Annotated in this window: 26 protein-coding genes; 13 read left to right on the top strand and 13 right to left on the bottom strand. The window is 62.6% G+C overall.

Features of this window, described 5'->3' with window-relative positions:
- Positions 1-20 precede the first annotated feature (20 nt).
- Complete coding sequence (locus H4I97_RS06295) at positions 21-332, bottom strand: DUF1476 domain-containing protein (protein WP_182307055.1); 312 nt, start codon at positions 330-332, stop codon at positions 21-23.
- 232 nt (positions 333-564) lie between these two features.
- On the opposite strand from H4I97_RS06295, the gene purC reads away from it, so the two are divergent.
- The 6 genes from purC (at position 565) to H4I97_RS06265 (ending at position 3,728) form a co-directional block, all read left to right on the top strand.
- Positions 565-1,329, top strand: a complete 765-nt coding sequence (gene purC, locus H4I97_RS06290) for a phosphoribosylaminoimidazolesuccinocarboxamide synthase (protein WP_182307054.1) — start codon at positions 565-567, stop codon at positions 1,327-1,329.
- Between the two features lie 18 nt (positions 1,330-1,347).
- Positions 1,348-1,590: a phosphoribosylformylglycinamidine synthase subunit PurS gene (gene purS / locus H4I97_RS06285; protein WP_182307053.1), complete on the top strand. Its 243-nt coding sequence runs from the start codon at positions 1,348-1,350 to the stop codon at positions 1,588-1,590.
- Positions 1,591-1,608: 18 nt separating this feature from the next.
- On the top strand, positions 1,609-1,866 hold the full coding sequence (locus tag H4I97_RS06280) for a hypothetical protein (RefSeq protein ID WP_182307052.1): 258 nt from the start codon (positions 1,609-1,611) through the stop codon (positions 1,864-1,866).
- Positions 1,863-2,537, top strand: a complete 675-nt coding sequence (gene purQ / locus H4I97_RS06275) for a phosphoribosylformylglycinamidine synthase subunit PurQ (RefSeq protein WP_148177357.1) — start codon at positions 1,863-1,865, stop codon at positions 2,535-2,537. Before H4I97_RS06280 ends, purQ begins: the two co-directional genes overlap by 4 nt.
- Positions 2,538-2,583: 46 nt before the next feature.
- Positions 2,584-2,967 (top strand): hypothetical protein, encoded by a 384-nt coding sequence (locus tag H4I97_RS06270; RefSeq protein ID WP_182307051.1) that lies wholly within the window; start codon positions 2,584-2,586, stop codon positions 2,965-2,967.
- Between the two features lie 188 nt (positions 2,968-3,155).
- Positions 3,156-3,728 (top strand): acyloxyacyl hydrolase, encoded by a 573-nt coding sequence (locus H4I97_RS06265; RefSeq protein WP_182307050.1) that lies wholly within the window; start codon positions 3,156-3,158, stop codon positions 3,726-3,728.
- A gap of 42 nt (positions 3,729-3,770) precedes the next feature.
- Here H4I97_RS06265 and H4I97_RS06260 read toward each other — a convergent pair whose 3' ends face one another.
- Complete coding sequence (locus H4I97_RS06260; protein WP_182307049.1) at positions 3,771-4,025, bottom strand: DUF1127 domain-containing protein; 255 nt, start codon at positions 4,023-4,025, stop codon at positions 3,771-3,773.
- Positions 4,026-4,109: 84 nt separating this feature from the next.
- On the opposite strand from H4I97_RS06260, the gene H4I97_RS06255 reads away from it, so the two are divergent.
- From H4I97_RS06255 to H4I97_RS06235, 5 genes are all read left to right on the top strand, one after another.
- A complete protein-coding gene (locus H4I97_RS06255; RefSeq protein WP_182307048.1) occupies positions 4,110-5,528 on the top strand; it encodes an aminotransferase-like domain-containing protein in 1,419 nt (472 codons plus the stop codon).
- A gap of 107 nt (positions 5,529-5,635) precedes the next feature.
- The gene (purL, locus tag H4I97_RS06250; protein ID WP_182307047.1) at positions 5,636-7,858 is read left to right on the top strand and encodes a phosphoribosylformylglycinamidine synthase subunit PurL; all 2,223 of its coding nucleotides are present in this window, start codon (positions 5,636-5,638) and stop codon (positions 7,856-7,858) included.
- Between the two features lie 28 nt (positions 7,859-7,886).
- Positions 7,887-8,120: a BolA/IbaG family iron-sulfur metabolism protein gene (locus H4I97_RS06245; RefSeq protein WP_112685033.1), complete on the top strand. Its 234-nt coding sequence runs from the start codon at positions 7,887-7,889 to the stop codon at positions 8,118-8,120.
- A gap of 323 nt (positions 8,121-8,443) precedes the next feature.
- Positions 8,444-8,779, top strand: coding sequence for a Grx4 family monothiol glutaredoxin (gene grxD / locus H4I97_RS06240; RefSeq protein WP_182307046.1), 336 nt, complete (start codon positions 8,444-8,446; stop codon positions 8,777-8,779).
- 146 nt (positions 8,780-8,925) lie between these two features.
- Complete coding sequence (locus tag H4I97_RS06235; RefSeq protein WP_182307559.1) at positions 8,926-10,131, top strand: multidrug effflux MFS transporter; 1,206 nt, start codon at positions 8,926-8,928, stop codon at positions 10,129-10,131.
- Positions 10,132-10,165: 34 nt separating this feature from the next.
- On the opposite strand, the gene H4I97_RS06230 is transcribed toward H4I97_RS06235, so the two are convergent.
- From H4I97_RS06230 to rpsD, 4 genes are all read right to left on the bottom strand, one after another.
- Positions 10,166-10,987, bottom strand: coding sequence for an inositol monophosphatase family protein (locus tag H4I97_RS06230; RefSeq protein WP_182307045.1), 822 nt, complete (start codon positions 10,985-10,987; stop codon positions 10,166-10,168).
- Between the two features lie 2 nt (positions 10,988-10,989).
- A complete protein-coding gene (gene ttcA, locus H4I97_RS06225) occupies positions 10,990-11,877 on the bottom strand; it encodes a tRNA 2-thiocytidine(32) synthetase TtcA (protein WP_182307044.1) in 888 nt (295 codons plus the stop codon).
- Between the two features lie 61 nt (positions 11,878-11,938).
- Positions 11,939-12,865 carry a glutaminase gene (locus H4I97_RS06220; protein WP_182307043.1) on the bottom strand — a complete coding sequence of 309 codons (927 nt, stop codon included), beginning with the start codon at positions 12,863-12,865 and terminating at the stop codon, positions 11,939-11,941.
- Positions 12,866-12,934: 69 nt separating this feature from the next.
- Positions 12,935-13,552, bottom strand: a complete 618-nt coding sequence (gene rpsD, locus H4I97_RS06215) for a 30S ribosomal protein S4 (protein WP_182307042.1) — start codon at positions 13,550-13,552, stop codon at positions 12,935-12,937.
- A gap of 425 nt (positions 13,553-13,977) precedes the next feature.
- On the opposite strand from rpsD, the gene H4I97_RS06210 reads away from it, so the two are divergent.
- Positions 13,978-14,967 carry a TerC family protein gene (locus H4I97_RS06210; protein ID WP_182307041.1) on the top strand — a complete coding sequence of 330 codons (990 nt, stop codon included), beginning with the start codon at positions 13,978-13,980 and terminating at the stop codon, positions 14,965-14,967.
- A gap of 129 nt (positions 14,968-15,096) precedes the next feature.
- On the top strand, positions 15,097-16,338 hold the full coding sequence (gene pepT, locus H4I97_RS06205) for a peptidase T (RefSeq protein ID WP_182307040.1): 1,242 nt from the start codon (positions 15,097-15,099) through the stop codon (positions 16,336-16,338).
- Positions 16,339-16,355: 17 nt separating this feature from the next.
- Here the strand turns inward: pepT and H4I97_RS06200 are convergent, their stop codons facing one another.
- The 7 genes from H4I97_RS06200 to H4I97_RS06170 all read right to left on the bottom strand — a co-directional run bounded on the left by H4I97_RS06200 (position 16,356) and on the right by H4I97_RS06170 (position 22,805).
- The gene (locus tag H4I97_RS06200; RefSeq protein WP_182307039.1) at positions 16,356-17,882 is read right to left on the bottom strand and encodes a helicase HerA domain-containing protein; all 1,527 of its coding nucleotides are present in this window, start codon (positions 17,880-17,882) and stop codon (positions 16,356-16,358) included.
- Positions 17,883-18,052: 170 nt separating this feature from the next.
- Positions 18,053-19,345, bottom strand: coding sequence for a hemolysin family protein (locus H4I97_RS06195; protein ID WP_182307038.1), 1,293 nt, complete (start codon positions 19,343-19,345; stop codon positions 18,053-18,055).
- Between the two features lie 142 nt (positions 19,346-19,487).
- Positions 19,488-20,291 (bottom strand): glutamate racemase, encoded by an 804-nt coding sequence (murI, locus tag H4I97_RS06190; RefSeq protein WP_182307037.1) that lies wholly within the window; start codon positions 20,289-20,291, stop codon positions 19,488-19,490.
- Positions 20,272-21,096 carry an RNA methyltransferase gene (locus tag H4I97_RS06185; protein WP_182307036.1) on the bottom strand — a complete coding sequence of 275 codons (825 nt, stop codon included), beginning with the start codon at positions 21,094-21,096 and terminating at the stop codon, positions 20,272-20,274. The genes murI and H4I97_RS06185 overlap by 20 nt, the downstream gene beginning before the upstream one ends.
- Positions 21,097-21,163: 67 nt before the next feature.
- Positions 21,164-21,727: a hypothetical protein gene (locus tag H4I97_RS06180; RefSeq protein WP_182307035.1), complete on the bottom strand. Its 564-nt coding sequence runs from the start codon at positions 21,725-21,727 to the stop codon at positions 21,164-21,166.
- Positions 21,724-22,254 (bottom strand): hypothetical protein, encoded by a 531-nt coding sequence (locus tag H4I97_RS06175; RefSeq protein ID WP_182307034.1) that lies wholly within the window; start codon positions 22,252-22,254, stop codon positions 21,724-21,726. The genes H4I97_RS06180 and H4I97_RS06175 overlap by 4 nt, the downstream gene beginning before the upstream one ends.
- Before the next feature lie 23 nt (positions 22,255-22,277).
- Positions 22,278-22,805: a hypothetical protein gene (locus H4I97_RS06170; RefSeq protein ID WP_182307033.1), complete on the bottom strand. Its 528-nt coding sequence runs from the start codon at positions 22,803-22,805 to the stop codon at positions 22,278-22,280.
- Between the last annotated feature and the right edge of the window lie 198 nt (positions 22,806-23,003).

Here is a 23,003-nt window from a genome sequence, read left to right as displayed (position 1 = left end):
AGAACCGCGCCGGCAGAATGTCATTCGCTCTGGATCTGATCGACGGCCTGGGCGAGGAAATCGCTCATCTTCGTGCGCAGTTCCTGCTCATCGACGGCAACGCCGGCGGCGGCGAGATCGTCGCGAACCTTGCGGAAAACGTCTTCATGGCCCGCTTCCTCGAAGTCCGAGGCAACCACTTCCTTGGCATAGGCTTCCGGATCCTTGCCCATCAGCGCGGCTGCCCAGACACCGAGCAGCTTGTTGCGCCGCGCTTCGGCCCGGAACCTCAGTTCCTGATCGTGCGCGAACTTGTTTTCAAATGCCTTTTCGCGATCGCTCATGCCGCTCATCTGCGTCTCCCAAAAACTAGCGCCATCAAAGGGTTTCTGCCCCCCATTAATCAAAACCCCCGTCAAAGTCCAATGCGAAGTTAGGCGCAGACAAGGCCTTCCGCCCACTACCCGAGGATTTGATCGAAACGGACAAGACCCGCATTGTGAAAACCGTTGTTTTCCGCTATGGGACCGCAACATATCGATCCACGCGTCCGCGATGTGACGCCAACAGCAGAGACAACCAGCCATGAACCGTCGCCGCCGTGTTTACGAGGGCAAGGCCAAGATCCTATATGAAGGACCCGAGCCGGGCACGCTGATTCAACACTTCAAGGACGACGCCACCGCCTTCAACAAGAAGAAGCACGAAGTCATCGACGGCAAGGGGGTGCTCAACAACCGCATCTCCGAATACGTCTTCACACATCTCAACAAGATCGGCATTCCGACCCATTTCATCCGCCGGATCAACATGCGCGAGCAGCTGATCAAGGAAGTGGAGATGATTCCGCTCGAGATCGTCGTGCGCAACGTCGCCGCCGGCTCGCTCGCCCGTCGCCTCGGCATCGAGGAAGGCGTGGTCCTCCCGCGCTCGATCATCGAATTCTACTATAAGTCCGATGCGCTCGACGACCCCATGGTCTCCGAGGAACACATCACCGCCTTCGGCTGGGCCAACCCTGCCGAACTCGACGACATCATGGCGCTCGCCATCCGGGTCAACGACTTCCTGAGTGGCCTCTTTCTCGGCGTCGGCATCCAGCTGATCGACTTCAAGATCGAATGCGGCCGCCTCTACGAAGGCGACATGATGCGCATCATCCTCGCCGACGAAATCTCCCCCGATTCGTGCCGTCTCTGGGACATCGAGACCAAGGAAAAGATGGACAAGGACCGTTTCCGCCAGGATCTCGGCGGCCTTCTCGAAGCCTATCAGGAAGTGGCCCGCCGGCTCGGCATCATCAATCTCAACGAACCGCTGCGCGGCACCGGGCCGGTTCTGGTCAAGTAAGGACAGGAGAAGCCTCAAGTGATCAAGGCACGCGTGACCATAACTTTGAAGAACGGCGTTCTGGACCCGCAGGGCAAGGCGATCGAGGGCGCCCTCTCCGCGCTCGGCTTCGAAGGCGTCGACCATGTCCGCCAGGGCAAGGTTTTCGACCTCGAACTCGAAGGCACCGACAAGACCAAGGCGGAAGCCGACCTCAAGGCCATGTGCGAGAAACTCCTCGCAAACACGGTCATCGAGAACTATACTATCTCCATCGCCTGAGGGTTGAAGGAGCCGGCCGTGGCCGAGGTGACCAGCGAACTGATGTGCGACTTGCTGAAGAAGCTAAATCACCGATTTGACAAGGTTGATATCGCCATTGGCGAGCTTCGCGCCGACAATCAGACATTGAGGTCGCAGCTGCACGCGCTGCAGGGTGACCTCAATAATCTGCGGGTTACAATTGGCCACGTCGAGAACCGCCTCGACCGCATCGAAAACCGTCTGGAGCTGCGTGAGCTTCAGGAAGCCCAAGCAAGGTTTGGTCCCCAGCCATGAAATCAGCCGTCCTTCAACTCCCCGGCCTCAATCGCGATCGCGACATGATTGCCGCGCTCACCAAGATCTCCGGCAAGGCCCCGCTCACCGTCTGGCAGACCGAGACGGAAATTCCCGAGAGCGTCGACCTGATCGTCATTCCGGGCGGGTTCTCCTACGGCGACTATCTGCGCTGCGGCGCGATCGCCGCACGGATGCCGGTCATGCAGGCGGTCAAGGCGGCGGCTGAACGCGGCACCAAGGTGCTCGGCGTCTGCAACGGTTTCCAGATCCTCGTCGAAGCCGGCATGCTGCCGGGAGCGCTGATGCGCAATGCGTCCCTGAAATTCGTCTGCAAGGAAATCAAGCTCGAGGTCGTCAACGCCGAGACGGACTTCACGCGCGCCTATTCGAAGGGCCAGATTCTCCGTTGCCCCGTTGCCCATCACGACGGCAACTATTTCGCCGACGACGAAACGCTGAAGCGCCTCGAGGACAACGGACAGGTCGTTTTCCGTTACGCCGAGGGCACCAATCCGAACGGCTCGATCCACGACATCGCAGGCGTGATCAATGCCCGGGGCAACGTCCTCGGCATGATGCCGCATCCGGAAAACCTGATCGAGGCGGCGCACGGCGGCAGCGACGGCCGCGGCCTCTTCGCCTCGGCTCTCGACGTCATCGCAGCCTGACGCCACACGGCCGGATAAACGCCGAGTCAAAATCTGGAACCCGCCCATGCGCCCTGCCCTCGTCGTGTTCAGCCTTTCCGGCGCGCTCGCTCTCACTGCCTGCCAGTCGAACACGTCGAAGCCGAGCCGCGGCCATTCCGCGCTTGACGTCATGGAGAGGGTCGCGGTCGGCGCCAACACCTGCTGGATCAAATCGGGTGACGGCGACTTCAAGGGTTACGCCATGGCACCCGAGCTCGATTCCTATTCCGGTCGGCCGAGAATCCTGCTCGTTCGCAAGAACAGCAGCGACATCCGCCCGCACCTCGTGGTGCAGGCGGAAGGAAATCCGGCACGCCTTGATGCGTTCGGTCCGATGATGGATCAGCCGGTCCGTACACGTATCGCGCGGGACGTAGACCGGTGGTCCAGGGGCGACAAGGGTTGCTGATCAGGCATCCACCCCACGGTTGACACTCGCCTGCCTGTGGAAAAGCAGGCATCGGATGACAATCGAAAAAGCATCACCGCGCATATACGCTTTTCCTGTTGCACTAATAAACGTCATCAGCCTATCCTCCGCGCAACCTTCGCGAGCTGCTTCGCTATGGAGGTGACTTGCGGGAGGAGCCTCGATCAATGGGTACTGCCACTGCTGTCAAGCTGCGGCGTCTTGGAACGGCGGTAGCCATGCTTTCGATTGCGTGGTCCACCCAGGCGGCAGCGCAGGATCACCTGTTCGACGAGGTGCGCCTCGGCGGATTGATGGCCGCCGACAAGACCGACACGAACGACGAGAGAGGCGGCTTCGTCGAGGCCATGTTCTTGTTCGACCCATGGGGCCACAACGAGGCCGACGGCCTGCAGAAACTCATCCGTCCCCGTATTCATGCCGGCGCGACCATCAGCTCCGCCGGAGAAGCCAGCCAGCTTTTCACCGGCTTCAGCTGGACCGTAGATCTCGGTGACGGGTTCTTCCTCGAAAGCGGCTTCGGCGGCACTCTGCACAACGGCGATCTCAAGAACGACGGAACGGACGGGCCAAAGCTCGGTTGTGCGCTTCTGTTTCACGAATACGCGGCAGCCGGCATCAGCCTCGACGCCCACTGGCGGGTCGTTGCACAGATCGAACACTCCTCGCATGCCAATCTCTGCGGCGACACCAACAACGGCCTCACCCGCGGCGGCGTACTGATCGGCTACAAGTTCTAGAGCCGATAAAGCACGGAGCGACATCCACCCTCCGTCCGCGAATCACTTTGGCGACATTGTCCTCTCGATCGCGAGAAACAGCGAACGACGGGTTTCGGCGTCCGCCTGTTCTCGCGAGAGCCCGATATCGCGCAATTGCTCGGCCGACAGACCGGCAAGGTGGATTCGGGTTCTGCGGATGCGCCGGCGACGGGCTACGGTGTTCGCGAGCGCCTTGAATGCCGCTGTCACGCGATGCCGCAGGGGCGCGACATCGTCCGTCTCTCTTCTGTCCCGGCATACGGTCTCTATGGTCATTGTCATCTCCGAAGAGGCTGATCTAAAAGGGTACAATTTGTATGCATTGACATGCCAATAATGACAATCTAGAAAAATGTCACCATGACAAATTGGCTCCCAGACCTCACCTCCACCAAAGGTCCGCTTTACGTCCGCATCGCCGACGCAACTGAACGCGGCATCAAGCACGGACGCCTCGCAGACGGCGCGAAGCTGCCGCCGCAGCGAGACATCGCCTACGATATGGGCGTCACGATCGGGACGATCTCCAGAGCCTACAATCTCTTGCGCGAGCGCGGTCTGGTGTCAGGCGAAGTCGGTCGCGGAACCTACGTGCTCGCAGCGCATCGGGAAGCGCCCGCACCGGCCGGCGATCCCGTCGTCGCCCGTTTCGGGGGGACGAGACCGCTGACGGCACCCACCGGAAAACTGCGGTTCGACACCACGGCCGCCGTCGACGTCGGACAGGCGGCCATCATCGCCCAGCTGATGGCGGATATCGCCCGCGATTATCCGGGCGAACTTGCAAGCTACACCCGGGCGCTCGCGCCGCACTGGCTGGAAGCGGGCCGCCGCTGGCTGTCCAGCGGTGACTGGGCACCCCACGTCGAGACAATCACGCCGCATCTCGGAGTTCATGCAGCGGTCGTCGCCATCATTGCGGCGGTGACCAACCCCGGCGACCGTTTCCTCTGCGAGCATCTGACCTATTCGCAGGTGGCTCGTAGCGCGACGCTGATCGGTCGCCAGGTCTGCCTTGTCGATTCAGACAGTGACGGCATTCTCCCCGAGGATTTCGAAAGGGTCTGCGCGCGCGAGCATCCGAAGCTCGCCTTCATCATCAGCTCGGGACAAAATCCGACGCTGAGCACCCTGCCCGAGGAGCGACGCCGGCAGATCGCCGATATCGCGCGCAGATACAACGTCTTCCTGATCGAGGACTACATCTATGGCGCGCTTCTGCAGGACCGCATTCCGCTGCTTGCGGAAATCGCACCCGACCGGACCTTTCTCGTCGGCGGCCTGTCGAAGGCGGTCGCTGCCGGCGTTCGCGGCGCATGGGTCGCGGCCCCCGATCATTTTTCGCAGCGCCTGCGCGTCACCCAAAAGATGACCTCCGGTGGACTTCCCTTCGTCCTCGCCGAACTCAGTGCGCAGCTCGTGCTTTCGGGCGCGGCCGACGATATCCGCAAGCGTGTCGTCGAGGAGATCGGCATCCGCGAACGGCACGTGCGTGACATCTTCGCCGGGCACGTATTCCGCTCTCGCCCATGCATTCCGTTCTTCTGGCTGCAATTACCGGAGCCTTGGCTTTCAGGAACCTTCAAGCAGGCGGCGCTCAACGAGGGCGTCCTGATCGACGACGAGGACGAGTTCAAGGCCGGCCGCTCCTCCCGCGTCTATCACCATGTTCGTGTGGGCTTCAGCGAAGGGCGAGAGCGAGAGGCCGTGATCGCCGGCCTCCACACCCTGCGGCGCCTGCTGGACGGAGGCCCGGCCGCGTACGAAACCGATTCCTGAATCTCCACCGGATCACGTCGAAAAACGGGCAATTTCCCTATCGCGGTTTGGGCGCGCATGGGCTATAGGCAGTCCGAAGCCGCCGTCCCAACGATCCAGAGAAGATCATGACCATTCCGAACGCCATTGTGATCACGCCCGAACTCGTCGCCGCCCACGGTCTCAAGCCCGAGGAATACGACCGGATTCTGGAGCTGATCGGACGTGAGCCGACCTTCACCGAGCTCGGTATCTTCTCCGCCATGTGGAACGAGCACTGCTCCTACAAATCCTCGAAGAAGTGGCTGAAGACCTTGCCGACCAAGGGACCGCGCGTGCTGCAGGGCCCCGGTGAGAACGCCGGCGTCGTCGATATCGATGACGGCGATTGCGTCGTCTTCAAGATGGAAAGCCACAACCACCCCTCCTTCATCGAGCCCTACCAGGGTGCTGCAACGGGCGTCGGCGGCATCCTGCGCGACGTCTTCACCATGGGTGCCCGACCGGTGGCCGCGATGAACGCGCTCCGCTTCGGCGCGCCGGATCATCCGAAGACCCGCCATCTCGTCGCCGGCGTCGTCGCCGGCGTCGGCGGCTACGGCAATTCCTTCGGTGTGCCGACGGTCGGAGGCGAGGTCGAGTTCGACGCCCGCTACAACGGCAACATTCTCGTCAACGCCTTCGCCGCGGGACTTGCGAAGTCGAACGCGATCTTCCTCTCGCAGGCCAAGGGCGTCGGCTTGCCGGTCGTCTATCTCGGCGCCAAGACCGGCCGCGACGGCGTCGGCGGCGCGACGATGGCGTCGGCCGAATTCGATGAATCGATCGAGGAAAAGCGCCCGACCGTCCAGGTCGGCGACCCCTTCACCGAAAAATGCCTGCTCGAGGCCTGCCTCGAACTCATGCAAACCGGCGCGGTGATCGCAATCCAGGACATGGGTGCCGCCGGCCTTACCTGCTCGGCCGTCGAGATGGGCGCCAAGGGCGACCTCGGCATCGAGCTCGACCTCGACAAGGTGCCGGTCCGCGAAGAGCGCATGACCGCCTACGAGATGATGCTTTCGGAAAGCCAGGAGCGCATGCTCATGGTCCTCAGCCCGGAAAAGGAACAGCAGGCCGAGGCAATATTCCACAAGTGGGGTCTCGACTTCGCGATCGTCGGCAAGACGACCGACGACCTGCGTTTCCGCGTCCTGCACCAGGGCGAGGAAGTGGCGAACCTGCCGATCAAGGAACTCGGCGACGAGGCTCCGGAATACGACCGCCCATGGATCGAGCCGAAGACGCCGGCTCCGCTCGCCGAAAACGACGTTCCGCAGGCGGATATCGCCGACGCGCTCCTGAAGCTCGTAGGATCGCCGAACAACTGCTCGCGGCGCTGGGTATACGAACAGTATGACACCCTGATCCAGGGCAACTCGCTGCAGCTTCCGGGCGGCGACGCCGGCGTCGTCCGTGTCGATACCCACCCCACCAAGGCGCTCGCCTTCTCCTCGGACGTGACGCCGCGTTATGTCGAGGCCGATCCCTTCGAGGGCGGCAAGCAGGCGGTGGCCGAATGCTGGCGCAACATCACCGCGACCGGTGCCCTGCCGCTCGCTGCGACCGACAACCTGAATTTCGGCAATCCCGAGCGCCCGGAGATCATGGGCCAGCTGGTCTTTGCGATCAAAGGTATCGGTGAGGCCTGCAAGGCCCTCGACTTCCCGATCGTCTCGGGCAACGTCTCGCTCTACAACGAGACCAACGGCCAGGCGATCCTGCCGACCCCCACGATCGGCGGCGTCGGTCTGCTCAACGACTGGTCGAAGATGACCCGCATCCGCTTTGCCGCCCAGGGCGAAGCGGTCCTGCTCGCCGGCGCACCTTCGGGCTGGGGTACACATCTCGGTCAGTCGGTCTACCTGCGCGATGTCCACGGCCGCACCGACGGCCCTGCCCCGCATGTCGACCTCGTCGAGGAGAAGAAGGCAGGCGAATTCGTCCGCGGCCTGATCGAAGACGGCCTGGCGACGGCCGTCCACGACTGCTCGTCCGGCGGCCTTGCTCTCGCGGTCGCCGAGATGGCGATGGCCTCCGGCATCGGCGCGACCATCAACGCCCTCAACGACGCAGATCCGATCCCGGTCTTCTTCGGCGAGGACCAAGGCCGCTACGTTTTGACCGTCAAGGAAGAGGACGTCGATACGGTGCTCGTCCGCGCCGAAGCGGCCGGCGTCTTCTGCCCCTGGATCGGCCGGACCGGCGGCTCGACGGTCAAGCTGGGACAGGCTCGCCCGGTGGCAATTGAGCAATTGCGCTCGGCACATGAATCGTGGTTCCCTGACTTCATGAGCGGAGAACTGGCCTGAAGCCGCCCGCAAGGAAGGAGTACCGATCATGGCAATGAAACCCGGCGACATCGAAGATCTCATCAAGGCCGGCATTCCCGGGGCCCGCGTCGTGATCCGTGACCTGGCCGGAGACGGCGATCACTACGCCGCAGAGGTTGTCGCGGAGGCGTTCCGCGGCAAGACGCGCGTGCAGCAGCACCAGATGGTCTATGACGCGCTGAAGGGCAACATGGGCGGCGTACTGCATGCGCTCGCCTTGCAGACCTCGGTTCCCGAATAGGCAGACGGAAAGTCACGACCGTGAAAGGCGTCCTCGGCGAATTCATCGCGGCACTGATCAGGAGCATCGTCTCGGGGCTCACAAAGCGCCGGCGGCGCTCTCATGTCGCCCGCCGAACGTCCGCCTCGCGGCAGAAGAACATTACGCGAAGCACCGGCAAGACAGCGCGCGCGGCTCGCCGGATCAACCGCCGAAGCCGATAGGACACACCCTTCGCCTGTTTCCGGCTTTTCTCAAATCGCGGCTGGAAATCTCGGCTCGCCATGTTATCTAAGCGAAAGACGAAGCAGCGGCACTTGAACCGCATGTGAAAGGATTTTGCCATGAGCGGCATCAACGAACTCATCGACAACGAAGTGAAGAGCAACGACGTAGTTCTCTTCATGAAGGGTACCCCGCAGTTCCCGCAGTGCGGCTTCTCCGGCCAGGTGGTGCAGATCCTCGATTATGTCGGGGTCGACTACAAGGGCATCAACGTGCTCGCCGATGACGAGATTCGCCAGGGCATCAAGGAGTATTCCAACTGGCCGACGATTCCGCAGCTCTACATCAAGGGCGAATTCGTCGGTGGCTGCGACATCGTCCGTGAAATGTTCCAGTCGGGCGAACTGCAGAAGCATCTTGCCGAACAGGGCGTCAGCGCCCGCGGCGCCGCCTGATTTCCTGATCCGCGGCGTCCGTCGCGGACCATCCATGACGCGTACAACTTGCCAAGGCGCCGCTTCCCACGGCGCCTTCTCGCTGTTTTTCAGGAATGGATTCGATGAACAAACCACTTGAATCGCGTCCTTCCCTGCTCAAGGGCATGGGACGACCGGAATTCATCGCGCTGATGGCGTTCCTGATGGCGCTGAACGCACTGGCGATCGACATCATGCTGCCGGGATTGCAGCAGATCGGCAGTGCCCTCAACGTCACCAACGAGAATCACCGACAGTATGTGGTCTCCGCCTATCTGATCGGCTTCGGCATCGCCCAGCTCTTCTACGGCCCGGTGGCCGATCGCTTCGGCCGTCGCAAGCCGATGCTGTTCGGCCTCGGCGTCTACGTTGTCTCCTCCCTCGCCGTCACGCTGGTGCCTAGCTTCGGCGCGCTCCTCGTGCTCCGCTTCATGCAGGGGCTCGGCTCGGCAGCCATGCGTGTCATCACCATCTCGGTCGTCCGCGACGTCTTCGGCGGGCGCCAGATGGCGGAAGTCATGTCGCTCATCATGATGGTCTTCATGGTGATCCCGGTCGTCGCTCCCGGCACCGGCCAGGTCATCATGCTGCTCGGCCACTGGCACCTGATCTTCGTCTTCATGGCGGCCGTGGCGACGCTCGTGGGCTGCTGGATGTACATCCGGCTGCCGGAAACGCTGTCGCCGGTCGATGTCCGGCCGTTCACGGCCCGGTCGATCCTCGGAGGGTTCCGCATCGTGCTCACCGACCGCGTGGCACTCTGCTACACGCTGGCGAGCACCTTCATCTTCGGCGCCCTCTTCGGCTTCATCAACTCGGCCCAGCAGATCTATGTCGGCATCTACCATCTCGGCACATGGTTTCCGGTCGCCTTCGCCGGCGTTGCGACTTTCATGGCGCTGTCGTCCTTCGTGAACTCGCGGCTCGTCGGACGCTTCGGCATGCGGCGGCTCTCGCATGCCTCGCTGCTGGGCTTCATCTCCATCACCTTCGTGTGGCTGCTGATACAGGTCTTCGGACCGCAGCCGATGCCCTTCCCGCTGTTCTTCGTGCTCTTCGCGCTGGCGATGTTCCAGTTCGGCTGGATCGGCTCGAACTTCAACTCGCTCGCCATGGAGCCGCTCGGCCATGTCGCAGGTACGGCGTCCTCGGTACTCGGCTTCATGGGAACGGTCGGCGGTTCGCTGATCGGCGCCGCGATCGGCCAGGCCTATGACGGGACCGCATTGCCCATGGTGGCCGGCTACTTCACCGTCTCGCTGATCGGACTGGTCTTCGTGCTGATCGCCGAGAAGGGACGGTTGTTCCGGCCGCAAAACGCCCCGCGTTGACAAGAAAAAGCCCGGTATGACCGGGCTTTTTGTCTCAGACGGTGAAGACCTTCGCCATGAGCTCCCGCCAGCTCTCCTGGTCATTGGCGATCAGCAGACCGCCGCTCGTATGATGCGGAAGGTAGGGCGAACCGTCGAAGCGGGCCGCGTGGGCCCCCGCCTCCTGCGCAATCAGCGTGCCGGCCAGATGGTCCCACGGCATCAGCTTGTTGTACATGGCGAAGTCCATATGCCCCTGGGCGAGCAGGCGGTATTCGTGGGCCGCGCAGCGATAGCTGGTGAAGAGGCGCACCTCCGCAAGATTGACCAGCAGCTTGCGGCGCTTCTCGATTTCGAAGAAGCCCGTATTGGCGATACCGATCATCTGCGAAAGCGGCTGCGACGGCCGAACGGCCATGCGCTCCTGCGTGCCGTCGGTGCGGCAGAGCCAGGCACCCGATCCCTTCTCCGCGATCGCCCAGTCATTGCCGATCGGGTCGTAGATGATGCCGGCAACGGTCTCGCCTTCGGAGACGACGCTCAGCATCACGCCGAACAGCGGCAGGCCGACGGCGAAATTGAAGGTGCCGTCGATCGGGTCGACGACGATGGCGAGATCGGCATCGGCGATCTTCCCGAGAAGGGCCGGATCGGCGGCGACCGACTCCTCGCCGACGAACAGCGCATCCGGCAACAGTTCGGCCACACGGTCGCGGATCATGCGCTCGGCCGCCTCGTCGGCTTCGGTGACGAGATCGATCGCCTCGGTCTTCATCCGGATGTCGCCCTCTCCGAGGTTACGGAAACGGGGCAGGATCTCGGCATACGCCGCCTCCTGGAGCACGTTGGCGAGCGCAGCGATATCGAGATCGGCCATGGTCATTCATCCTTTGTCGGCGAGAGGGAGGAGAAGTCGAAGAGCTTCGGATCGAGCAGATGCGACGGGTCAACATGGGCGAGCGCCCTGAGCATGGCGTCCTTGCGGCCCGGCATCTTCGCTTCGATGCCTGCGAGCATCTCCTTCATAGCATTGCGCTGCAGTCCGTCCTGGGAGCCGCAGAGATCGCAGGGGATGATCGGAAACTGCATCGCGGCGGCGAACCGCGCGAGGTCCTCCTCCGCGGCATAGGCGAGCGGGCGCAGCACCATGAGATCGCCGTCGTCGTTCAGCAGCTTCGCGGGCATGGCCGAGAGCCGCCCGCCGTGGAAGAAGTTCATGAAGAAGGTCTCGAGGATGTCCTCGCGGTGATGGCCGAGGACCAGCGCCTCGCAGCCCTCTTCGCGGGCGATACGGTAGAGATTGCCGCGCCTGAGCCTTGAACACAGAGAACAATAGGTGGCGCCTTGCGGCACCTTTTCCGTCACCACCGAATAGGTGTCGCGGTACTCGATCCGGTGCGGAACGCCGATCGATGCGAGATAGTCCGGCAGCACGCGCTTGGGAAAGTTCGGCTGCCCCTGGTCGAGATTGCAGGCGACGAGATCGACCGGCAGCAGGCCCCGCCATTTGAGGTCGAGGAGCAGCGCCAGCATCCCATAGCTGTCCTTGCCGCCGGAAAGCCCGACCAGCCAGCGCTTCTGCCCCTTCAGCATGTCGAAATCGGTAATCGCCTGCCGGACCTGGCGGATCAGCCGCTTGCGCAGCTTGTTGAAGCCGACCGAGCGCGGGGCATTGGCAAAGACCGGATGGACGGCAATCGCCTCCGCGATCTCTCCATCATCGCCGGCATCGGCATCGAATTGCTCGGCGGACGTCGAAAGTGTCATCGTCTGGCTCCGGGACAGCCGGGATGGCTCGCACTGGCAATGCCCGCTCGGCGCGCGAAGATCAAGCCCCGAATATCGACCAGCCGGTGCGGGAAGCGAGCATTTCCAGCGCGACGGTGCCGAGTGCGGAGTTTCCGACCTTGTTCAGCCCCGGCGACCAGACGGCGATCGAGGCCTTGCCCGGCGCGATCGCCATGATGCCGCCGCCGACACCGCTCTTGCCCGGCAGGCCGACATGGAAGGCGAAGTCGCCCGAACCATCATAGTGGCCGCAGGTGAGCATCAGCGCGTTGATGCGTCGCGCCCGCTTCTCCGATACCACGGAATAGCCGCCGATCGGGTCCGCGCCACGCGCCGCGAGGAAGAGCCCCGCCCGCGACAATTGCCGGCAGGTCATCGCAAGCGCACACTGGTGAAAGTAAACTCCGAGAACATGATCAACATCATGCTGGAGGTTGTTGAATGAACGCATGAAGTTCGCGAGGGCGTAGTTGCGATAGCCCGTCGCCGTTTCCGACTGCGCCACCGCCCTGTCGATGGTGATCGTGTCGTCGTCGGCGAGCGAACGCACGAAGCGCAGGAATTCACCGATCGCTTCTTTCGGCTTGTAGCCGGCGAGAACGAGGTCGCAGATGACGATGGCGCCCGCGTTGATGAAGGGATTGCGGGGGATGCCGTGCTCATGCTCGAGCTGGACGATGGAATTGAACGCCGTGCCCGACGGCTCGCGACCGACCCGGCGCCAGAGCGCCTCGCCGACCTTGCCGAGTGCCAGCGTCAGCATAAAGACCTTGGAAATGCTCTGGATGGAGAAGGGCACAGCGGCATCCCCGGCCGCGTAGACCTCGCCGTCCACCGTGGTCACTGCAATGCCGAACTGGTTGGGGTCCACCTTGGCGAGTTGCGGGATATAGTCCGCCACCTTGCCCTCGCCCCGCCGTCCCGCGAGTTCTGCAACAATCCCGTCGAGAAGTGCCTGAATATCCATGACGACAGTCCTCCTAACAAAAAAGCCGCCCCGAGGGACGGCTTTTCTGAATTCCGGATAGCACGCAAATCAGCGCGAATAGAATTCGACGACCAGCTGCGGTTCCATGACGACCGGGTACGGAACGTCGGAGAGCGTCGGAACGCGGACGAACGTCGCAACCATCTTGTTATGGTCGACTTCGATGTAGTCCGGAACGTCACGCTCGGCGAGCTGGACCGATTCCAGAACCGAAACCAGCTGCTTGGACTTCTGGCGAACTTCGATGACGTCGCCAGCCTTGCAACGGTAGGAACCGATGTTGACGCGAACGCCGTTGACGGTAACGTGGCCGTGGTTGACGAACTGGCGAGCAGCCCAGACGGTCGGCACGAACTTCGCGCGGTAGACGATGGCGTCGAGGCGCGATTCGAGCAGGCCGATCAGGTTTTCACCGGTGTCGCCCTTGCGGCGGTTGGCTTCTTCGTAGGTCGCGCGGAACTGCTTCTCGCGGATGTCGCCGTAGTAGCCCTTCAGCTTCTGCTTGGCGCGCAGCTGCACGCCGAAGTCGGAGAGCTTGCCCTTGCGGCGCTGGCCGTGCTGGCCCGGGCCGTATTCGCGGCGGTTGACCGGGGACTTCGGACGGCCCCAGATGTTCTCGCCCATGCGGCGGTCAATTTTGTACTTGGATGATGCGCGCTTGCTCATCGTATTTCCTTTCACGTCTTCTTATGGCGGCACCTTCCGGCCCCGCTCTGTTAGGAAACACGCCCTCCTCTGGATCACCTTTCGGCTTTTCCTGACAGGCGGCTCACGTCAGCAACGGAGCAGCCACGGGACATGTCAAATGAAACACCGGGCGTCGCCACCCGGTGCTGGCGCTGTCTTTAGGGGCAAGTCGCCGGATTGTCAACAAGCACCCTGCAAACCCGGCGAGTTCTCACGGTCTGGTCTTTCCGGCATATCACGACACCGTTCGGCAGGCAGCCCTGGATTTTCTCTGCCCGCCTCTTGAACGCGTCCGGCCGGCTTACCACCTCCATCCCCGGCACCGGGCCCCTCTGACGTGTATCGCCGGATCGACCGTGATGTCGGTGCTCTTCCAATCAACCTGATCCGGCATGGATTATGTCATGGATTTCCTATGGGTTGATTTCCAGGGCGCCGCCGTCTGGATGTGGCTCGCCTTCATTGCCGCCGTGATCGCTCTTCTTGCCCTCGACCTCGGCGTTCTTCACAGGAAGAGCCACGAGATCGGCATCAGGGAGAGCCTGCTGATGTCCGGCTTTTACATCACGCTCGGCATTCTCTTCTCCGGTTTTGTCTGGAGCCAGTTCGGCCAGCAGGCAAGCGTCGAATACCTGACCGGTTTCGTGATCGAAAAGAGCCTGGCGATGGACAATATCTTCGTCATCGCCATGATCTTCGGCTACTTCTCCATCCCGCGCGAATACCAGCACCGCGTCCTGCTTTACGGCATTCTCGGCGTGATCGTACTGCGCGGCATCATGATCGCCGCCGGTGCGGCCGTCGTCGAGAACTACGGCTGGGTTCTCTATCTCTTCGCCGCCTTCCTGATCATTACGGGCATCAAGATGCTGTTTTCGAGCAGCGAGCCCTATGACGTGGAGAACAATCCGGTTCTGAAAGTGCTGCGAAAGCGCTTGCCGGTCACCGAAGGTCTGCGTGGCGACAGGTTCTTTACCCGCGAAGCCGACCCGAAGACGGGCAGGTTGAGAACCTATCTGACGCCGCTGATGCTGGCACTGATCCTGATCGAATTCGCCGACCTCGTCTTTGCCGTCGATTCGATCCCGGCGATCTTCGCGATCACCACCGACCCGTTCATTGTCTACACGTCGAACATCTTCGCGATCCTCGGGCTGCGGGCGCTCTACTTTGCGCTGGCCGCTCTCATCCACCGCTTCGCCTATCTCAAATATGCGCTGTCGCTCGTGCTGATCTTCATCGGTTCGAAGATCTTCGTCGCCGACATGCTGGGCCTCGCCAAGATCCCGCCGGTGGTTTCGCTGGGTGTCACCGTCGCCATCCTCGCCGCCGGCATTCTCGGCTCGCTCTGGGCAACGCGCAGCAAGCCCGCAGCAACCAAACCCGCCGAATAAGCGGCTCCTCTCGACCAACCGCCGCGCCGGAACCTCCCGGCGCGGCCTTCTTTTCTGGAAACCGGCATTCCCGCGGCGAGAGCGGCGCGCTAAGTTCGCCTCACCTTCAGCCAGAATCGGATATCCCCCATGTCCCTTCCCCATGACACCGTTCTCGACCGTTTTCTCCGCTACGTCGTGATCGACACGCAGTCCGATCCGACCTCACAGGCGCAGCCCTCGACCGAAAAGCAGAAAGACCTCGGCCGCCTTCTCGAGCGGGAGCTGAAGGCACTCGGGCTCGATGATGCACATCTCGATGAGCACGGCAACGTCTATGCGACGATCCCGGCCAACACAAAAAAGGATGTGCCGGCCATCTGCTTCTGCTCGCACATGGATACCGCTCCGGATTTCTCCGGCACCGGCGTCAAGCCGCAGCTGGTGCGCAACTACCAGGGCAGTGACATCACCCTGACCGGCGATCCCTCACAGGTGATCCGGGTCGCCTCTCACCCCCAGCTGAACGACCAGATCGGCCACGACATCGTCACCACCGACGGCACGACGCTGCTCGGCGCCGACGACAAGGCGGGCGTAGCCGAAATCATGTCGGCGGCACAGTTCCTCGTCCGCAATCCGGAGATACCGCACGGGCCGGTCAAGATCCTCTTCACCACAGACGAGGAGATCGGGCGCGGCGCCGACAAGGTCGATCTGAAAAAGCTCGGCGCACGCTTTGCCTATACGCTCGACGGCTCCACGGTCGGCGAGATAGAGAACGAGACCTTCTCCGCCGATGGCGTGACCATCGACATATCAGGCGTCGCCATGCACCCCGGCTATGCCAAGGGCAAGATGGAGAACGCCATCAAGGCCGCGAGCGACATCGTCGCCCGCCTGCCTCGCGACATCGCCCCCGAGACTACCGAAGGCCGCGAGGGTTTCATCCACCCGGTGGATATCTCGGGCAGTATGGAAGCGGCCAGGATCCAGCTCATCATCCGCGATTTCACGGAAGGCGGACTGAAGGAAAAGGAAGACCTGCTGGAGAAGATCACCAGCGAGGTGATGGCCACCTATCCCGGTTCGAGCCACACTTTCACGGTCAAACACCAGTATCGCAATATGAAGGAAGTCCTCGACCGCCATCCGGAGATCATGGAGAATCTCGAAGAGGCCGTCCGCCGCGTTGGTCTCGAGCCCGTGCGCCACAGCATCCGCGGCGGCACCGACGGCTCGCGCCTCTCCTTCATGGGCCTGCCCTGCCCCAACATCTACACCGGCGGCCACGCCTATCACTCGCCGCTCGAGTGGGTCAGCGTGCAAGACATGGAAACGGCGGTGAAGACGATCGTCGAACTGGTGAAGGTCTGGGAAGAGCGGGCATAACGGGAACGGATCCCCGCCTACTCCGCCGCGAAATGATCCGTCGGCGCCGACTGGTCGTCCGCCGCGTCTGCGCTTCCGGGCGCCGTTTCCGCCTCGAGATCCGGGAAGGCGACGATACGCTTACCGGAAAAATCGGTGTGGACGACGACAAGCCCCTGCTCCTCGAAATAGCCGAGCAGTCTTCGGGCACGACGCGCCGAATGCGTGCCGTAGGCCCGGGCGATCCGGAGGTCCGAGGGACAGGCTTCTTTGCGGATCGCCGCCTTCGCCATCATCAGGAAGACGCCTTGCAGGTCTTCTGAAACACCCTCGGCCAGCGACAGTGCCGTTTTCCAGACGTCGGAGGCCGCCGTCTCCTCGTCGACGCCCGAGCGCACGACGGCGACCCGGCGACGGAATTCGCCCATCGCCATCGGCGGGCCGCCGATCCGGCGCATCCGGGCGCGGACCAGGAACTCCTGGTAGAGGACGGAATCGGTGCGATACGCCGCCTGCGGATCATCGAGGATTTCGGCGAGTACAGCAGAGAGGCGCTCCTCCCGTTCCTCGGGCGACATTTCCAGGGCGCCGGGGCGGGTTTCGGCCGCGACCGGCGTAGAGGCCGCCGGTGTCGCGCGCGACAGCTCGGCCAGAATATCCGTCGTCGGCCGCGGCTGCGGCGGTGCGCGGCGCACGATCGGGCGGACGAGCTCCTCCGGATCCGGCGTGAAGATCAGGTCCTCGACGTCCTGCGGCGCCTCCGGCAGCGGCATCAGCTTGGGGCTGGAGGAACGCGCCGAGGTCTCGACCGATCCGATGACGATCGGCAGCGGCCGGCGCGACATCGCCGGGCCGAGAGCGACGAAATTACCGCGCTTCAGGTCGCGAAACATCTCCGCCTGCCGGCGGTCCATGCCGAGCAGGTCGGCGGCGCGCGCCATGTCGATGTCGAGGAAGGTGCGGCCCATCAGGAAGTTCGAGGCCTCGGCCGCGACGTTCTTCGCAAGTTTCGCAAGGCGCTGGGTAGCGATCACGCCGGCAAGGCCGCGCTTGCGCCCGCGGCACATGAGGTTGGTCATGGCGCCGAGCGACATGCGTCGCGCGTCCTCCGAGACGTCGCCGCCCATGGAGGGCGCAAACATCTGCGCCTCGTCGACCACGACCAGAACCGGATACCAGAACTCGCGGTCCGCATCGAACATGCCGTTGAGAAAAGCGGCGGCCGCGCGCATCTGCTGCTCGATCTCGAGCCCCTCCAGCGTCAGCACACAGGAAACGCGATGGCGGCGAATACGATCGGCGATGCCGGCAAGTTCGGCTTCGGTACGCTCCCCGTCGACGACGAGATGGCCGTACTTATCCGAGAGCGTGACGAAATCGCCCTCCGGATCGATGACGACCTGCTGCACCCACGGCGCCGACTGCTCGAGCAGGCGCCTCAAGAGATGCGACTTGCCCGAACCGGAATTGCCCTGCACCAAGAGACGGGTGGCGAGCAGCTCCTCGATATCGAGCTTGGCCGGCTGGCCGCCAGCCACCGTCCCCATGTCGATCCCGACCTGCAACTTGCCTACCTCTCGTTTCGAATCACAAGCCCGGCCTCTCCGGCCAGATACGCGTCCCGCCTACCTATCAAAGACGTCGGCGCATTTCGCCATTTCAATTGCAGAAACCCACAGGGAATGAAAGCCGGTCTCTCGGGGGCGAATATCCCCCGGAGCCGCGCCAGGGGCGGTCAGATCTCGCCCTGCTCCGCCGGGGAGACGAGCAGCTTGTCGATGCGCCGGCCGTCGAGGTCGATCACTTCGAAGCGCCAGCCGTCGCTGATGAAGCTCTCGCCGAGCTCTGGGATGTGCTTCAGCACGTCGATGACGAAGCCGGCGACGGTCGTATAGTCCGGGTCTTCCTCGACGCGAACACGCACGTGATCGACGAATTCGTCGATCGGCATCCAGCCGGAAACGAGGAACGAACCGTCATCGCGCTTGACGATCGCCCGCTCCTCGGTCTCATCCTCCAGGAAGGCGCCCATGATCGCCTCCAGGATATCGCCGGAGGTGATGATGCCTTCGAAATGGCCGTTCTCGTCATAGACCAGCACCATATGGGGCGGCGCCTTGCGCATGGCCTCGATGATGTCGATCGCACTGGCGAAATCGGAAACGATCGGGACTTCGGTGACGATCGAATGCAGGTCGAAATCCTCGCCTTCTACGATCACGGCGTTGTAGAAATCCTTGACGAAGAGAACGCCGATGATTTCGTCCGAGGTGCCGTCACGCACCGGCAGGCGGGAATGTTGCGTATGCCGAAGATGCTCGCGGATCTCCTCGATGCTGTCCTCGAGATCGAGAACCTCGACGTCGCGACGCGGCGTCATCAGTCCACGCGCGGTACGGTCCGCAAGACGCATGACGCCGGAGATCATCGCCGACTCCTCGGTCTCGATGACGCCGGCACTCTGGGCCTCGGCGAGAACCGACTTGATCTCCTCGTCGGTCACGGTGCCGGCCGACATCTCCTTCTGGCCGAGCATGCTCAGGACCAGCCGACCGGAATTGTCGAGCAGCCAGACGAGCGGGGCGGAAATCTTCGAAAGCACCAGCATCGGCCGGGCGACGCGGGCCGCCATGATTTCGGGATTGCGAAGCGCGATCTGCTTCGGCACGAGTTCGCCCACGATCAGCGACAGATAGGTAATGAGGACGACGACGGAGCCGACGCCGATGGCGTCCGAAAAGGCCGGGGACACGCCCTGTGACAGAAGCCAGCCCGCCAGTCGGCTGCCGAGAGTAGCACCCGAGAACGCACCGGACAGTACCCCGACCAGCGTGATTCCGATCTGCACCGTCGACAGAAATCGGCCGGGCTCTTCGGAGAGCCGAATGGCGACCGTGGCGCCGTGATTGCCTTGTTCGGAGAGCACCTTGAGCCTTGCGGAGCGGGAAGAAACCACCGCCATTTCCGACATTGCGAGGACGCCGTTCAGGATGGTGAGCAAAATCACGATGATGATTTCTATGGCCAAGGCAGTTCGAGAGCTCCGTTGATCGACGCACCGCGATGGCGCATCAGCGAACCACTAGCATATATCGAAGACGCTTTTCAAAATACCGTAGGAAAATTGAGCATTTCGGCGAAACGGCAAGTGCGGCGGAGAAGAAAAGCGCTCAGCGGGTTCTGAGACCGAAGCCCTGCATGAGCCGCCGGGTCGAAAAATCGGGATTGCCGGAGGTAAATACGGCGAAATCGTACTGTTCGGGGTGTTCCGCATCGAGCGCCGGCGGCACCAGACGCCGCGCCTGTCGCGCGATCGCCTCCGCCGGATCCAGCCAGTCGACCGGCCAGGGTGCCAACCGGCGGAAGATATTGGCGAGGAACGGATAGTGCGTGCAGGCGAGCACGACGATATCGGTACGCCGGCCGTCCATCTCGACGAAGCACGGCATGATCTCGTCGAGCACGAGGTCGTCAGAAATCGGTTCGCCTCGGATATAGGCTTCCGCCATACCGGCAAGATTCTGGGATCCGACGAGCCGGACATGGCATTGGCCGGCAAAGGACTGGATGAGGTCGCGGGTATAGGCGCGCCTGACAGTTCCGGGTGTTGCGAGAACCGAAACGAGACCGGAGCGGGTGCGCTCGGCCGCGGGCTTGATCGCCGGCACGGTGCCTATGAAGCGCATGTCGGGAAAACGCGCGCGCAGATCGCCACCGGCGAGCGTAAAGGCGGTATTGCAGGCGATGATCACCGCTTCCGGATCATAGGTGCCGAGAAGATCGGAAAAGAGATCGAGGATACGCGCTTTCAGCGGCTCCTCCTCCCATCCGCCATAGGGGAAGCCGGCGTCGTCGGCCACATAGATGAAACCGCGTTCCGGCATCAGCACCCGCGCTTCCCGCAGGACGGTCAGCCCGCCGATGCCGGAATCGAATACGAGTACGGGCTTCAGTTCATGCGTCATCGCCGTCATCTTCGCCTGCCTGATCGGCCGGTGCTGCACTTCCGCGTGGCTTCAGGCGGGAGAACCGGTCGAGAGATGAGATCACCCCGCGGAACACACTGATTTCCTGCGCGGTGAAGGCGCGGCGCGAGAGGACGGCGCGGAGGTTGTCGACCATTTTCGGCTTTTTTGCGGGAGGACGGAAATAGCCGCGCGCGCCCAGCGCCTCCTCGATATGCTCGAACAGACCCTGGACCTCCTCCTTCGTCGCCGGGCGCTGCTCGACCGGCTGGAAGGCGGTGACGGTGAGGTCCTCCATGCCGGATTTCATCCACTCGTAGGACATCAGCAGCACGGCCTGCGCGATGTTCAGCGATGCGAAGGCGGGATTGACGGGGAAGGTCACGATCTCGTCGGCGAGTGCCACTTCCTCATTGCTCAGGCCGAAGCGTTCCCGCCCGAAGAGAATGCCGGTCCTCTCGCCGGCGACGAATTTCTGCCGCAGGGTCTCTGCCGCAACGACGGGAGAACGCACCGGCTTGAAACCGTATCGCTCGCGCGCCGTCGTCGCATAGACGAAATTCAGGTCGGTGATCGCCTCTTCCAGCGTTTCGAAAACCCGCGTCGCGTCGATCACGTGGTCGGCTTTCGATGCCGCCGAACGCGCCTTCTCGCTCGGCCAGCCGTCGCGCGGGTTGACGAGGCGAAGTTCGGAGAGGCCGAAATTGGCCATCGCGCGCGCCACCATGCCGATGTTCTCGCCGAGTTGCGGCTCGACCAGAATGATCGCCGGGCCCTCCGCCAGAAGTTCGCGCTCGCTATTGGTGCCTGCCATGACTTACCTTTCCAAAGGAATTCGGCGTTTCCCTTGGCATAAAATCGGGCTGAGGCAAAGACGGCAGCTACTCGGCAGAGAAGCGGCTCGTCAGCATGTCCTCGACATACCGCTTGGCAAGCGCCGCGAATTTCGCCTTGACGGAGGTCTCAAGCCGGCCGCCGTCGTAGTCGCTGTTCCAGAAATTGTCGATGACGTAGCGGCCATTCTCGGAGATCACATGTGCCGTCAACGAAGGCTTGTCGAGGTGCGGATCGTGCCCCCAGCAGGAGGAAACGTCGAAATAGACGTCGACCGGCGTGACCTTGTCCTTCGCTGGTCGGGGAACGATCTTGAGTTCCTTCATCTCGCAAGGGTCCTGGCTGACGATAACTTCGTCCTGGCCGGTCATCTCCCCTTGCAGATCAAGCAACTGGTCGCCCAGCGCTGCCATGCGATAGACCTCTGCGAAGCTGGCGCTGTAGATCGACGTCAGCAGCACCTCGTCGAAATAGTCGCTCGCCTCGCTGTTGCCCTCGATGCCGTCGACGACGGCCATCAGGGCCGCGACTGGGTCCTGCGGTTCGTTTGCCAAGGCGGTGCCGGCGCTCGCGACGAGGAGCGCCATAGAAAAGACGACGGCCTTCCTCACTTCGCCAACTCGTGGAGCGAGATGCGCAGCGGCACGTCATTCACGAAATGGATATCATCGATCACGAAGTGATTCTCGCCAACCTCATCGCCCTCCTCGACCAGCCGATAGGTCACCTGGGTGACCTCTTCCTTGGTCTCAGCATCGCCGTCATAGCACCAGCTGCGCTTGAAACTGACGAGCACCTCGGTCACAGCGCCCTTCGTCACCGGCTTTCCATAGGTGACGTCCTTCGGCACACAGCCGTCCTGGCCGCCGAGCACCGGATCCCAGTCGATCATGAGCTGACTGTGCCCTTCCTTCTGCTTGAGTAGCGCGGTGGTGAAATCGCGGACGAAGCCGTCGCTGAAATACCCGAGCAGCATGCCCGGCGCGAAATAGTCGGCATAGACCGCGTTCGAACCGGGTTCGACGGCGGCGTTGCTGGCCGCCATATCCATCAGCACCTTGACCGCCTCGTTGGCGTCGGCAGCGAGCGCCCCGCCGGCGAGCAACGACATGCATGTGGCAACGACAATCTTCTTCATTTCCATGTCTCCCTGACCGACCGTCACTGGCCGGCAATATCCCTGAGCTCGTCCTTCAGGGACTTGCCCGACTGCCCGTCCTCGACGCGGTACATGTCGTCGATGACCGCCCGCCCCTGCTCCTCGACCACATGGAAGATCAGGACCGTGTCCTCCTGGTAAGCCGGATCGTCGCCGAGACACTTGCGGTTGTTAAAAAGCGCCGTCACCTGACCGTCGCCGTCATCCTCGATGCGGATGTTCTCGAAGGCGCAGCCATCCTGACCGCCGGCGATGGGGTCATAGTCGAACGGGCTGCCGGTCGTCTCGCCTTCCGGCAGATCGTAAGCAGGGTGCTTCGACGCCTCGCGATAGGTTCTCGCAAAATCGGCGCTGAAGAGCTGGTCGAGACGCTGGTTGTCGAAGACGTCGTTTGCAGTCGGACTGGTTTCCGACCAGTTGCCTGCGGCAACGTCCATGATGCTCTTGACGGGCGCGGTGGCATCGGCTGCGAACGCAATAGCGGGCGCCGCCAGCAAGGCAAGCAGGAAAGACAATCTCGGCATTTTCATCGAAGGTGTTCCGGCGAAATGAAAGGTCCGCGCACTCTATCTCGGGGGCGATAAACGGCAATCGGCGGAGTGGTCCAAATTGCGGGATATGTCCGTCCAACTTTGGTGATAAAAACCCTCACATTTGCAGGCCCGCGCCTTTGCCTGACGAGCGCGCAATGCTATAGCGCTCCGGATTTTCGCTTTAACCACCCTCAG

The sequence above is a fragment of the Ciceribacter thiooxidans genome (genome assembly GCF_014126615.1).
Classification (GTDB): Bacteria; Pseudomonadota; Alphaproteobacteria; order Rhizobiales; family Rhizobiaceae; genus Allorhizobium; species Allorhizobium thiooxidans.
Note: the sequence above shows the minus strand (reverse complement) of the source record. Positions and strands in the feature narration are given on the sequence as shown.

Coding starts and splice junctions, on each gene's coding strand:
- ttcA (WP_182307044.1), bottom strand. CDS start 11,877: ATGACACTTTCGACGTCCGCCGAGCAATTCGATGCCGATGCCGGCGAT.
- H4I97_RS06210 (WP_182307041.1), top strand. CDS start 13,978: ATGGATTTCCTATGGGTTGATTTCCAGGGCGCCGCCGTCTGGATGTGG.
- murI (WP_182307037.1), bottom strand. CDS start 20,291: ATGACGGCGATGACGCATGAACTGAAGCCCGTACTCGTATTCGATTCC.
- H4I97_RS06265 (WP_182307050.1), top strand. CDS start 3,156: ATGGGTACTGCCACTGCTGTCAAGCTGCGGCGTCTTGGAACGGCGGTA.
- H4I97_RS06235 (WP_182307559.1), top strand. CDS start 8,926: ATGGGACGACCGGAATTCATCGCGCTGATGGCGTTCCTGATGGCGCTG.
- purQ (WP_148177357.1), top strand. CDS start 1,863: ATGAAATCAGCCGTCCTTCAACTCCCCGGCCTCAATCGCGATCGCGAC.
- rpsD (WP_182307042.1), bottom strand. CDS start 13,552: ATGAGCAAGCGCGCATCATCCAAGTACAAAATTGACCGCCGCATGGGC.
- purL (WP_182307047.1), top strand. CDS start 5,636: ATGACCATTCCGAACGCCATTGTGATCACGCCCGAACTCGTCGCCGCC.
- grxD (WP_182307046.1), top strand. CDS start 8,444: ATGAGCGGCATCAACGAACTCATCGACAACGAAGTGAAGAGCAACGAC.
- H4I97_RS06170 (WP_182307033.1), bottom strand. CDS start 22,805: ATGAAAATGCCGAGATTGTCTTTCCTGCTTGCCTTGCTGGCGGCGCCC.
- H4I97_RS06255 (WP_182307048.1), top strand. CDS start 4,110: ATGACAAATTGGCTCCCAGACCTCACCTCCACCAAAGGTCCGCTTTAC.
- purC (WP_182307054.1), top strand. CDS start 565: ATGAACCGTCGCCGCCGTGTTTACGAGGGCAAGGCCAAGATCCTATAT.
- pepT (WP_182307040.1), top strand. CDS start 15,097: ATGTCCCTTCCCCATGACACCGTTCTCGACCGTTTTCTCCGCTACGTC.
- H4I97_RS06220 (WP_182307043.1), bottom strand. CDS start 12,865: ATGGATATTCAGGCACTTCTCGACGGGATTGTTGCAGAACTCGCGGGA.
- H4I97_RS06185 (WP_182307036.1), bottom strand. CDS start 21,096: ATGGCAGGCACCAATAGCGAGCGCGAACTTCTGGCGGAGGGCCCGGCG.
- H4I97_RS06260 (WP_182307049.1), bottom strand. CDS start 4,025: ATGACCATAGAGACCGTATGCCGGGACAGAAGAGAGACGGACGATGTC.
- H4I97_RS06230 (WP_182307045.1), bottom strand. CDS start 10,987: ATGGCCGATCTCGATATCGCTGCGCTCGCCAACGTGCTCCAGGAGGCG.
- H4I97_RS06245 (WP_112685033.1), top strand. CDS start 7,887: ATGGCAATGAAACCCGGCGACATCGAAGATCTCATCAAGGCCGGCATT.
- H4I97_RS06295 (WP_182307055.1), bottom strand. CDS start 332: ATGAGCGGCATGAGCGATCGCGAAAAGGCATTTGAAAACAAGTTCGCG.
- H4I97_RS06270 (WP_182307051.1), top strand. CDS start 2,584: ATGCGCCCTGCCCTCGTCGTGTTCAGCCTTTCCGGCGCGCTCGCTCTC.
- H4I97_RS06175 (WP_182307034.1), bottom strand. CDS start 22,254: ATGAAGAAGATTGTCGTTGCCACATGCATGTCGTTGCTCGCCGGCGGG.